Origin of the sequence: Cyanobium gracile PCC 6307 (genome assembly GCF_000316515.1) — a bacterium.
In the GTDB taxonomy this organism is placed as follows: domain Bacteria; phylum Cyanobacteriota; class Cyanobacteriia; order PCC-6307; family Cyanobiaceae; genus Cyanobium; species Cyanobium gracile.
Genome location: NC_019675.1, coordinates 2,308,382 through 2,320,285, shown reverse-complemented (window position 1 = coordinate 2,320,285; position 11,904 = coordinate 2,308,382). Strand labels below are relative to the sequence as shown.

At 71.7% G+C, this 11,904-nt stretch carries 7 protein-coding genes and 1 pseudogene; 7 read left to right on the top strand and 1 reads right to left on the bottom strand.

Annotated elements, in window-relative coordinates:
• Positions 1 to 31: 31 nt before the first annotated feature.
• Positions 32 to 1,642 (bottom strand): annotated as a pseudogene (recN, locus tag CYAGR_RS17285) (DNA repair protein RecN); the annotation flags it as partial.
• A 164-nt stretch (positions 1,643 to 1,806) separates the two neighbouring features.
• Here recN and CYAGR_RS11275 point away from each other — a divergent pair.
• The 7 genes from CYAGR_RS11275 (at position 1,807) to purF (ending at position 11,895) form a co-directional block, all read left to right on the top strand.
• On the top strand, positions 1,807 to 3,699 hold the full coding sequence (locus CYAGR_RS11275; protein ID WP_043325771.1) for an ABC1 kinase family protein: 1,893 nt from the start codon (positions 1,807 to 1,809) through the stop codon (positions 3,697 to 3,699).
• A 36-nt stretch (positions 3,700 to 3,735) separates the two neighbouring features.
• Positions 3,736 to 4,350 carry an alpha/beta hydrolase gene (locus tag CYAGR_RS11270; RefSeq protein WP_015109937.1) on the top strand — a complete coding sequence of 205 codons (615 nt, stop codon included), beginning with the start codon at positions 3,736 to 3,738 and terminating at the stop codon, positions 4,348 to 4,350.
• Positions 4,351 to 4,444: 94 nt separating this feature from the next.
• Entirely contained in the window at positions 4,445 to 5,503 is a 1,059-nt protein-coding gene (gene thrC, locus CYAGR_RS11265; RefSeq protein ID WP_043325769.1) for a threonine synthase, read from the top strand.
• A 373-nt stretch (positions 5,504 to 5,876) separates the two neighbouring features.
• Complete coding sequence (dnaN, locus tag CYAGR_RS11260) at positions 5,877 to 7,034, top strand: DNA polymerase III subunit beta (RefSeq protein WP_015109935.1); 1,158 nt, start codon at positions 5,877 to 5,879, stop codon at positions 7,032 to 7,034.
• 4 nt (positions 7,035 to 7,038) lie between these two features.
• The gene (locus CYAGR_RS11255) at positions 7,039 to 7,941 is read left to right on the top strand and encodes a hypothetical protein (RefSeq protein ID WP_015109934.1); all 903 of its coding nucleotides are present in this window, start codon (positions 7,039 to 7,041) and stop codon (positions 7,939 to 7,941) included.
• 28 nt (positions 7,942 to 7,969) lie between these two features.
• A complete protein-coding gene (gene purL, locus CYAGR_RS11250) occupies positions 7,970 to 10,336 on the top strand; it encodes a phosphoribosylformylglycinamidine synthase subunit PurL (protein ID WP_015109933.1) in 2,367 nt (788 codons plus the stop codon).
• Positions 10,336 to 11,895 carry an amidophosphoribosyltransferase gene (gene purF / locus CYAGR_RS11245; RefSeq protein WP_015109932.1) on the top strand — a complete coding sequence of 520 codons (1,560 nt, stop codon included), beginning with the start codon at positions 10,336 to 10,338 and terminating at the stop codon, positions 11,893 to 11,895. Before purL ends, purF begins: the two co-directional genes overlap by 1 nt.
• Positions 11,896 to 11,904: the final 9 nt, after the last annotated feature.

The following is an 11,904-nucleotide window of genomic DNA, read 5'->3' as shown; positions in this document are numbered from 1 at the left end:
CGCCGGAATCACCGCCGGCCAGTTCCGCCAGCTCCGCCTGGCGCTCGCGAGTGTCCCGCAGGTGGGACACCCGCGTGTGGGTGAGGCCCGCCTCGACGCTCTTGCTGACCCGGAAGTGGTGCTGGGCCGCGGCGGCCACCAGGGGCTGGTGGGTGATGCAGAACACCTGGCGCCGCTCGGCCAGGCGCCGCAGCAGCTGGGCCATGGCGCCGCTGACACGGCCGCTCACCCCCGCATCGATCTCATCGAAGAGCAGGGTGACGTGGGGGTCGGCCGCGGCCAGACAGGTTTTCAGCGCCAGCAGGAAGCGGCTCATCTCTCCGCCGGAGGCCACCTCCACCAGGGGCGCCAGCGGCTGGCCCGGGTTGGCGGAGAACAGGAACTGCACCGCATCGGCCCCCTCCTCGCCGGGCTCGGCGGCACCGAGGGCCACGCTGAAGCGCACATTGGCCAATCCCATGGGGCGCAGGGCCGCCATCAGCTGGTCCTCCAGCAGGCCGGCGGCAGCGGTGCGGGCCCGGGTGAGCGCGGCATTGGCCCGGTCGCGCCGCTGGCGGGCGGCGGCTTCGGCGGCCTCCAGCCCCGCCAGGGCCGCCTCGGCATCCGCCCCGGCCAGCTGGTCGCGCAGCTCGTCGCGCCGGGCGATCAGTTCGGCCAGGGTCTGGCCATGGCGGCGCTCCAGGGCCTTGAGCAGGGCCATGCGCTCCTGCAGCAGGGCCAGGCTGTCGGGGTCGCTCTCCAGCAGGGAGCCGTAGCGATCAAGATCCCGGGCCAGATCCTGCAGGCCAGCCAGGGCCTCGGCGCAGGCCCCGTGCAGCGGTGCCACACCGGCGTCGAGGCCGGCCATGGTCTGCAGCTCCTGGTCGCAGGCCGCCAGGTGGTCGAGCACCGAGGGGGCCCCCTCGGCCCCCTCCACCAGCCGGCCGATCAGGGTCATCACCCCCTCCTGCAGGCGCACCGCGTGGGCCAGGCGGTCCTGTTCGCCCTGGAGCCGCTGGCGTTCGGCCGGGTCCTCGAGGTCGGCGGCCTCCAGCTCCGCCAGCAGCTCCTCCTGCCGCTCCCGATCCCGGGCGAAGCGGTCCCGGTCGGCGCGGGCCCGGGCCAGGGCGTCGGCCTCCCCCTTCCAGTGTTGCCAGGCGGCGCGGGTGGCCTCCAGAAGGGCAGCCAGCTCCTCGCCCGCGAAGCGATCCAGCCAGCGGCGCTGCTGGCCGGGGCGGCCCAGCTGCTGGGTCTGGCCCTGGACGGTGAGATCGAGCAGCAGGGGGCGCAGCTCCAGCACCTGGTTGCGGCTCACCACCACCCCGTTGAGCCGGTGGCGACTGGTGAGCCGGTCGTCCTGCAGGCGCCAGTCGCGGCTGAGCAGCAGCTCGTCGTCCTCGGCCTCCAGCTCCTGGCGCTCCAGCCAGTCGCGCACCGGGGCAGCCAGGCTGAAGCTGGCCTCAATGCGGCCCCGCTCGGCGCCGCGGCGCAGCAGGCGGGCCCCCTGGCTGCCCTGGGCTCCGCCGAGCAGGGCATCCAGGGCATCCAGCAGGATCGACTTGCCGGCGCCGGTCTCGCCGGTGAGCACGGTGAAGCCGGCCGAGAACGCCAGTTCCAGGCGCTCGATCAGGGCGATGTTCTCGAGGCGCAGACCCGTGAGCACCCAGGCCTCCGGCGAGCGATCGGTACGTGGCCCGACCGTAGCGGCTGTGACTTTCGTTTAGAAGGGGGTTCCGCCTGCCGGCGCCGCGGCGGTGCACCCCAGCCATGGTCTCCTCCCCCCCAGCCCCTGTCCCGATCCCCGAGCGCCCGGCCGCCACCGTCGAGATGGGCGTCGAGATGGGGGACTTCCTGGAGGCGGCGGGCCTGCTCAGCTACGACCCGGCCGCCATCACCCGCATCTACGCCGGCCACCCGATGCGCCTGGCCCGGCGGATCTGGCAGACGCTGGTGCCGATCGGTCTTTACCTCCTGGGGGTGGGCTTCGACTGGTTCACCGGCCAGCTGGCCAACCCCGCCCGGGCGCGCGAACGGGCCCGGGAGTGCGCCGAGCTGCTGGTGGCCCTCGGCCCCGCCTTCATCAAGGCGGGCCAGGCCCTCTCCACCCGGCCCGACATCATTCCGCCGGTGCTGCTTGAGGAGCTGGCCCAGCTGCAGGACCAGCTGCCGGGCTTCGACAGCGCCCTGGCCATGGCCTGCATCGAGGAGGACCTCGGCGCTCCGGTGGAGACGATCTTCGCCTCCCTGGAGAAAGAGCCGATCTCCGCCGCCTCCCTCGGCCAGGTGCACCGGGGGGTGCTGATGAGCGGTGAACGGGTGGCGGTGAAGGTGCAGCGGCCGGGCCTGCGGGAGCAGATCACCCTCGACCTCTACATCGTCCGCAACATCGCCGCCTGGCTGAACCGGAATGTGGGGCTGATCAAGAGCGATCTGGTGGGTCTGATCGATGAACTCGGCAAGCGGGTCTTCGAGGAGATGGACTACATCAACGAGGCCACCAACGCCGAGACCTTCGCCCGCCTCCACAGCCACAACCCCCGCATCGCCGTCCCCGCCATCTACCGCCAGGCCACCAGCCGCCGGGTGCTGACGATGGAGTGGATCGACGGCGTCAAGCTCACCAACCTCGACGCGGTGCGCGCCCTGGGGGTCGACCCCGACCAGATGGTGGAGGTGGGGGTGAACTGCAGCCTGCAGCAGCTGCTGGAGCACGGGTTCTTCCACGCCGATCCCCACCCCGGCAACCTGCTGGCCCTGCCCGACGGACGCCTGGCCTACCTGGATTTCGGCATGATGAGCGAGGTGTCGCGGGAGGCGCGCACCGGGCTGATCCAGGCGGTGGTACACCTGGTGAACCGCAATTTCGGCGCCCTCTCCAAGGACTTCGTCCATCTGGGCTTCCTGGGGGAAGCGGTGGATCTGGAGCCGATCGTTCCGGCCTTCGAGACGGTGTTCGGCCAGGCCCTGGAGATGGGGGTGGGCCGCATGGACTTCAAGGCGGTCACCGACGACCTCTCCGGGGTGATGTACCGCTTCCCCTTCCAGGTGCCGCCGTACTACGCCCTGATCATCCGTTCCCTGGTCACCCTCGAGGGCATCGCCCTGAGCGTCGACCCGGACTTCAAGATCCTCGGCGCCGCCTACCCCTACTTCGCCCGCCGGCTGATGGAGGATCCCGATCCCGAGCTGCGGCGCAGCCTGCGGGAGATGCTCTACGACGGCGACGAGTTCCGCTGGCAGCGGCTGGAGAGCCTGGTGGCCAGTGCCTCGCTGCAGGACCAGCTCGACCTCGACGGCCTGCTCGACCAGGTGCTGGATTTCCTCTTCTCCCCCAACGGCGGGCTGCTGCGCCAGCAGCTCGTCGATGCACTGGTGCTGCAGATGGATGCCCTGGCCTGGAACACCACCCTGCGGCTTGGCCGGCGGCTGCCTACGCGTCTGCTGCCGCCGGGGCTGCGGGCCCTGCCGCCCTCCCTGGCGAGCCCGCCACTGCTGGATCTGGAGCCGATCCAGGAGCTGCTGGCGATCCTGCGCGACCTGCCCGGCTTCGAGCCGTCGCTGCTGCTGAAGCGCCTGCCGCGGGTGCTGGGGGAGCCGGATCTGCGCCGCATGGGACTGCAGGTGGCCAAGGGTCTGGCGGAGAGAGGCGTGGTGCACCTGCTGCGCGATGTGCTGGTGACACCGGCGGTGCGTCAGGCGGCCGGTGTGTCCGGTGCCTGAGATCCGTAGAGTCAATCGGATCCAAGGGAGACAAGCGTGAACAAGCGGCGAAGGCTCCTGGCCGCTGTCCTGGGTCTGGGACTGTGCTGCTCGACTCCCGCGGCCATGGCCACCGAGAACCTGGTGTTCACCAGCGGGGCCTTCCGACGCTCGATCCCGGTGGCCGACCTGGAGCACCTGGCCACCACCGGTGAGGCCCGCGGCCTGCTGGCCGACGTGCTGCGGCTGGGCCGCCAGGACCCGAAACAGGTCAGCAAGCTGCTGAACGAATCGGTGCGGCTGCCGATCGTGCTGATGAGCCGCCTGCTCAACACCCGCATCGGTGAGGCGATCCTGGCCCGCCTGGCCCGGATCCTGTTCCCCCTGCGGGCCCCGGAAGCCGGCGTGCCCGCCCTGCGGGCCGCCATGGTGCTGGGCACCTACGAGGGCAAGGGGTCGCTGTCGGCCATCACCTTCCTGCGGGCCTACCCGACCCGGGAACTGGAGGTGAGCCTCCCGGCCCTCATGGCGCTGGCGTCCAAGGCCTCCTCGATCAGCGAACTGGTGCGCTTCTTCTCCGAGTCGCCCCTGGACGGGCTGCGGGGCAGCGAACCGCAGGCGACCCCGGCGCCGGCACCCGCCGCGCCGGCGCCGGCCGCCCCCGCCCCCTGACGCGTCAGACCGGAGCCCTACATTGACGTCAGCCACGCCGCTGTCCCCCGTGCCCCTGCTACGAGCCCTGCGACGCCTGGGCCGGCAGCCCACCATGCAGGACTGGCCGGGGCTGATCGAGGCCTACCGCAGCTGGCTGCCCGTCAGTGACGCCACGCCGGTGGTGACCCTGCGGGAGGGGGCCACGCCCCTGATTCCGGCGCCGGTGATCGCCGAACGGGTGGGCCGCGGCGTCAAGGTGTTCCTCAAGTACGACGGCCTCAACCCCACCGGCTCCTTCAAGGACCGGGGCATGACGATGGCCATCAGCAAGGCCAAGGAGGCGGGCTCGGAGGCGGTGATCTGCGCCAGCACCGGCAACACATCAGCAGCCGCGGCCGCCTACGCGCGCCGGGGCGGGATGCGGGCCTTCGTGCTGATCCCCGACGGCTACGTGGCCCAGGGGAAGCTGGCCCAGGCCCTGCTCTACGGCGCCGAGGTGCTGGCGGTGCAGGGCAACTTCGACCGGGCCCTGGCGATCGTTCGGGACGTGGCTGACCGCTACCCGGTCACCCTGGTGAACTCCCTCAACCCGTACCGGCTGCAGGGGCAGAAGACGGCCGCCTTCGAGGTGGTCGACGCCCTCGGCGAAGCCCCCGACTGGCTCTGCATCCCGGTGGGCAACGCCGGCAACATCAGCGCCTACTGGATGGGCTTCAAGGAGTACCGCCAGGCGGGCCACAGCACGGTCCTGCCGCGGATGATGGGCTTCCAGGCCGCCGGGGCCGCCCCGATGGTGCTGGGGCACACCGTGGAGCAACCGGACACCATCGCCACGGCGATCCGCATCGGCAATCCGGTGAACAAGGAGAACGCCCTCAACGCCCGCAGCGAGAGCAACGGCGACTTCATGGCCGTCACCGACGCCGAGATCATCGAGGCCTACAAGCTGCTGGGCCAGGGGGAAGGGGTGTTCTGCGAGCCCGCCAGCGCCGCCTCGGTGGCGGGCCTGATCAAGCGGCGGGAGGAGGTGCCCGCCGGCGCCACGGTGGTGTGCGTGCTCACCGGCAACGGCCTCAAGGACCCGACGACGGCGATCGAGAACAACGACGCCACCTTCCACACCGGCATCGCCCCGGACACCGAGACCGTGGCCAAGGTGATGGGCTTCTGATCGCCTGACGCTGGCCCAACCGTCTGGGGAAATCCTGGGACATTCCCCACCGCCGACCGGGAGAGCCGGGGGAGGGAAAACCCACGTGGGCGGGCCGCGGATTCCCCAGGCCCGGGAATCGGTGGAAAACCCCTGGAAACGGCCCCGTTGCGGCGCCCTTTCCCCAACCATCGAGCCAGGAAAACCAAGTGATGGCAAGGGGAGTGAACCGCTTTACCCGTTTTCCCCCGCCCCTACGACGACGGGCTGTTTTTCTTCTTCTCAATCCTTGATTGATCCTCTGAACAGTCGGGAGACCACCCGTTGCGCTTTGGCGCGCCCTGTGAAACCGTGGGGCCTCACGAACGCCGTGCCGCCCTCGCCGGCCTCCGCCATGAAGCTGGTCTGCTCCCAGGCTGAACTCAGCGCCAGCCTCCAGCTGGTCAGCCGGGCGGTGGCGACCCGCCCCACCCATCCGGTGCTGGCCAACGTGCTGCTCACCGCCGATGCGGGCACCGGCCGCCTCAGCCTCACCGGCTTCGACCTCAGCCTCGGCATCCAGACGAGCCTGCCCGCCGCCGTCGAGACCAGCGGCGCCATCACCCTGCCGGCGAAGATGTTCGGCGAGATCGTGGCGCGTCTGGCCACCGACAGCCCCATCAGCCTCAGCTGCCCGGAGGGGGAGGAGCAGCTGGAGCTGACCAACCTCTCCGGCAGCTACAGGATGCGGGGGATGCCCGCCGACGACTACCCGGACCTGCCCCTGGCCCAGAGCGGTACCCCGATCCGCTTCCACGCCGAGGCCCTGGTGAAGGGCCTGCGGGCCACCCTGTTCGCCAGCAGCCCGGATGAGAACAAGCAGTTGCTGACGGGCGTGCACCTGCGCCTGGACGGCGAAGGCCTGGAGTGCGCCGCCACCGACGGCCACCGCCTGGCGGTGCAGCGCCTCTCCCACGCGGTGGAGGCCACCGACCAGCCGGCCGCCGATGGCGAGGATTTCGCCGTTACCGTGCCGGCACGGTCCCTGCGGGAGCTGGAGCGGATCCTCTCGGGCCGCGGCTCCCAGGAGCCCCTGAGCCTGTTCTGCGAGCGCGGCCAGGTGGTGGTGCTCTCCGCCGACCAGGTGCTCACCAGCCGCAGCCTCGACGGCACCTACCCCAACTACCGCCAGCTGATCCCGGCCTCCTTCCAGCGCCGCATGGTGCTCGACCGCCGCGCCTTCATCGCCGCCCTCGAGCGGGTGGCGGTGCTGGCCGACCAGCACAACAACGTGGTCAAGATCAGCGCCGACCCGGCCGCCGGCACGGCCACGATCCGGGCCGACGCCCAGGACGTGGGCAGCGGCTCGGAATCGCTGGCGGCCACGATCGAGGGGGAGGCGATCGAGATCGCCTTCAACGTCCGCTACCTGCTCGATGGCCTCAAGGCCATGGGCTCCGACCAGGTGGTGCTGCAGTGCAATGCCGCCACCACGCCGGCCGTGCTGGCGCCGGTGGGGGCCGATGAGGCGTTCACCTACCTGGTGATGCCCGTCCAGATCCGCACCAGCTGAGCCCGTGGGTCTTCCCGACCAGCTGCTGCTGAGCGATCTGCTGCGGCGGCAGGTGCGGTGCGATCAGGGCCTCGAACGCGGCGCCGGGGTGCTGGCCTGGATGCATCCACCGGTGCACCGGCTGCTGGGCTGGGCCAGCCGGCCCTCGGCCTTCGCCCAGCGGCGGCTCGTCTGGCGGCTGGACCAGCTGCGGGGCCTGGGGGAGCAGGAGGTGTTCGTGAAGGGGGAGCCGGCGGAGACGGACGCGGCCACCCTGGAACGGCTGCCGACCCTGATCGACGCGGCCCTCACCGGCGCCGATGACGTGCCCCTGGGGCTGGTGGCTGACGCCGCTGTGGAACTGCGCAGCGGCCGCATCCTGCACTACCTGGTGGCCCGCAGCGACCCGCGGCTGCCCGGCACCAGCCGCTGGCGCCTCAGTCCCGACCGGATCGTCGACCAGCAGCCCGGCCGGGTGTTCACCGCCCTGCGGGGGCTGGATGATCTGCCGGTGGCCCGCGCCAGCGTGCGCCAGCAGCTGCTGCGCCGCTCGCGGCGCTGGAAGGAGCAGGTGCAGGAGGTGGGCGGCCGCGTCGAGGAGCGGCTGGAGGGCTGGATGGAGGAGCCCCCCTGGCCGGACGCCTTCCGCGAGGAGCGGCCCTGGCCCGATCGCGACCCCGACGCTGGGAGGGAGCGCCGCGACCCCTACGACGATGAGCCCGACGGGGCCGACCCCTATCCCCAGGAGCGCTACACCGACGAGCGGGACGAACCCGACCCGCTGGAGGACTGGCCCGAGGAGGAGGAGCCCCAGGAACCGCCCCGGGAGTACCGGGAGCCCCCCCAGCCGCCCCCGCCGGAGCCGGAACCGCGCCGCGATCGCTACCGGGGCCGGGAGCCCCGCGAAGCCGACGACCCCTGGATCTGATACTGGAGAGCCGTTGCCGCGCCCCCCGGTGGTTCCTGCCTCGACCCCGTTCTTCTCGGTGCCCGAGGCCCTGCGCAAGGAGGGCCTGAGCCAGGGCGACTACGACGAGATCGTGCGCCGCCTCGGCCGGCCCCCCAACCGGGCCGAGCTGGGCATGTTCGGGGTGATGTGGTCGGAGCACTGCTGCTACCGCAACTCTCGCCCCCTGCTGGGCCAGTTCCCCACCACGGGCCCCCGCATCCTGGTGGGGCCGGGCGAGAACGCCGGCGTGGTGGACCTGGGCGAGGGGCAGCGGCTGGCCTTCAAGATCGAGAGCCACAACCACCCCTCGGCGGTGGAGCCCTTCCAGGGGGCGGCCACCGGGGTGGGGGGCATCCTGCGGGACATCTTCACCATGGGGGCGCGCCCGATCGCCCTGCTCAATGCCCTGCGCTTCGGGCCGCTGGAGGACGAGCGCAACGTGGGCCTGATGGAGGGGGTGGTGGCCGGCATCGCCCACTACGGCAACTGCGTCGGCGTGCCGACGGTGGGGGGTGAGGTGGCGTTCGATCCCAGTTACGGCGGCAACCCGCTGGTGAATGCCATGGCCCTGGGCCTGATGGAGACCGACGACATCGTCTGCTCCGGAGCGGTGGGCGTGGGCAATCCGGTGGTCTACGTGGGCAGCACCACGGGCCGCGACGGCATGGGCGGCGCCAGCTTCGCCAGCGCTGAACTCACCGAGGCCTCCCTCGATGACCGGCCCGCCGTGCAGGTGGGCGATCCATTCCTGGAGAAGGGGCTGATCGAGGCCTGCCTGGAGGCCTTCCAGAGTGGTGATGTGGTGGCGGCCCAGGACATGGGCGCCGCCGGTCTGACCTGCAGCTGCTCGGAGATGGCCGCCAAGGGGGGCCTGGGCATCGAACTGGATCTTGATCGGGTGCCGGCGCGGGAGAGCGGCATGAGCGCCTACGAGTTCCTGCTGAGCGAATCCCAGGAGCGGATGCTGTTCGTGGTGGCGGCCGGGCGGGAGGAGCCGCTGATGGAGCGCTTCCGCCGCTGGGGCCTGCAGGCGGCGGTGGTGGGCCGGGTGCTGCAGGAGAACGTGGTGCGGGTGCTGCAGCACGGCGAGGTGGCGGCCGAGGTGCCCGCCAGCGCCCTGGCGGACGACACGCCGATCAACCACCACGAGCTGCTGGCCGAACCCCCCGCCGACCTCCAGGCCCACTGGACCTGGAGCGAAGCCGAGCTGCCCGCGGCGGCGGCCGGCGGCCTGGAGATGGCCGACGGACCGCTCGGCTGGGGTGACGCCCTGCTGCGCCTGCTGGATGACCCCACCATCGCCAGCAAGCGCTGGGTCTACCGCCAGTACGACCACCAGGTGCAGGCCAACACCGTGGTGCTGCCCGGCGGTGCCGATGCGGCGGTGGTCCGGCTGCGGCCCCAGCAGGGGGAAGGGGCGATGGCGCCGGCGACCCGCGGCGTGGCGGCGACGGTCGACTGCCCCAACCGCTGGGTGGCCCTCGATCCAGAGCGGGGTGCCATGGCGGCGGTGGCGGAGGCGGCCCGCAACCTCTCCTGCAGCGGCGCCGAGCCCCTGGCGGTCACCGACAACCTCAACTTCCCCTCCCCCGACACGGCCATCGGCTACTGGCAGCTGGCGATGGCCTGCCGGGGCCTGTCGGCGGCCTGCAGCGCCCTGGCCACGCCGGTCACCGGCGGCAACGTCTCGCTGTACAACGAGACCCGCCTGCCCGATGGGCGGATGCAGCCGATCCACCCCACCCCGGTGGTGGGCATGGTGGGGCTGGTGCACGACCTGGCCCACGTGACGGGGCTGGCCTGGGGCGAGGCCGGCGATGGCGTCTGGCTGCTCGGGGTGCCGCTGCAGGAGAGCGGCGACGAACGCCTGGGGCTGGGGGCCAGCAGCTACCTGGAGGTGGTGCACGGCCGGCTCACCGGCCGCCCGCCGCTGACGGATCTGGCCCTGGAGGGCCAGGTGCAGGGCTTCCTGCGCCAGGCCATCGCCGCCGGTCTGGTGCGCTCCGCCCACGACCTTTCCGATGGCGGCCTGGCGGTGGCGCTGGCGGAGGCCTGCATCGCCTCCGGCCTGGGGGCGGCGCTGGAGCTGCCTGCCGGCGCGGGGCGAGCCGACCGGCTGCTGTTCGCCGAGGGCGGCGCCCGGGTGCTGGTGAGCGTGGCGCCGGAGCAGGAGGCGGCCTGGCGGGCCGCCCTGGCCGAGGCCGGTGAGGCCGTGCCGGCCGAGCGCCTGGGCACGGTCACGGCGGATTCCCGCCTGGTGGTGGCGTGGGGCGGCGAGCCCCTGCTGGCGCTGGCGGTGGAGCAGCTGCGCCACACCTACGAGCAGGCGATCCCCGCCCGCCTGGGCAAGGCCGGCCCCCCACCCGACAGGTAATGGGCCAAGATGAAGCCGGTCCTTGGTCTGAGTCTGCCGTGCCCTTCGCCGATCACCGCGATGCGCACGCTTCCCTGACCAGCACCGCCGAAGGCCAGGACGGCCTCGACCCTGACCGCCCTGACAAGCCGGAGGAGGCCTGCGGCGTGTTCGCCGTGCTGGCGTCGGGTCAGGCGGTGGCCAACCTCACCTACTTCGGGCTCTACGCCCTGCAGCACCGGGGCCAGGAGTCGGCCGGCATCGCCGTCTTCGACGACGTCAAGGTGCGGCTGCACAAGGACATGGGCCTGGTGAGCCAGGTGTTCGACCAGGAGGTGCTGGAGCGCATGCCCGGCCAGCTGGCGATCGGCCACAACCGCTATTCCACCACCGGCAGCAGCAAGGTCTGCAACGCCCAGCCCGTGGTGCTGATGACGCGCCTGGGGCCCCTGGCCCTGGCCCACAACGGCAACCTGGTGAACGCGGCGGAGCTGCGGACCTCGCTGGATCACCTGGCCGGGGAGTTCACCTCCACCACCGATTCGGAGCTGATCGCCTTCGCCCTGCAGGAGGCGGTGGATTCGGGTCTGGGCTGGAACGCGGCGATCCGCAAGGCGGCCGGCCGCTGCCGCGGCGCCTTCAGCCTGGTGATCGGCACCCCCGACGGCCTGTTCGCCCTGCGGGACGGCCACGGCATCCGGCCCCTGGTGTTCGGCCTGCTGGGGGAACCGGAGCAGGGTCAGTGGGTGGCCAGCAGCGAGACCTGCGGCCTCGACATCATCGGCGCCAGCTTCGTGGATGACGTGCAGCCCGGCGAGCTGATCCACTTCCGCCAGGCCGATCCGATTCCCGAGCGGCAGCGTTGGTGCGAGGAGCCGCCCAAGCTGTGCGTGTTCGAGATGATCTATTTCGCCCGGCCCGACAGCCGCTTCTTCGGAGAGTCGCTCTACAGCTACCGGGTGCGGATCGGTGAGGTGCTGGCCCGGGAAACGCCCGTGGAGGCCGACATCGTGATCGGCGTGCCCGATTCGGGGATCCCCGCGGCGATCGGTTATTCGCACGTAAGCGGCATCCCCTTCGCCGACGGCCTGATCAAGAACCGCTACGTGGGCCGCACCTTCATCCAGCCCACCCAGGCGATGCGGGAGGCGGGGATCCGGGTGAAGCTCAACCCCCTGCCTGATGTGCTCTCCGGCAAACGGGTGGTGGTGATCGACGACTCGATTGTGCGTGGCACCACCAGCCGCAAGCTGGTGCAGGCCCTGCGGGATGCGGGCGCCACCGAGGTGCACATGCGGATCAGCTCGCCGCCGGTCACCCACCCCTGCTTCTACGGCATCGACACTGACACCCAGGACCACCTGATCGCCGCGCGGCTGACGCTGGAGGAGATCGAGCGGCACCTGGGGGTGGATTCGCTCGCCTATCTCACCAAGGGGGGCATGGTGGAGGCGGCCCAGGCCCATTCGAGCCATTTCTGCACCGCCTGCTTCGACGGCCAGTACCCGATCGAGATGGATGACGAGGTGCGCAACAGCAAGCTGATGCTCGAGCCCACCGGCCTGGCGGCGCGGGTGTAGGGCCGGCGG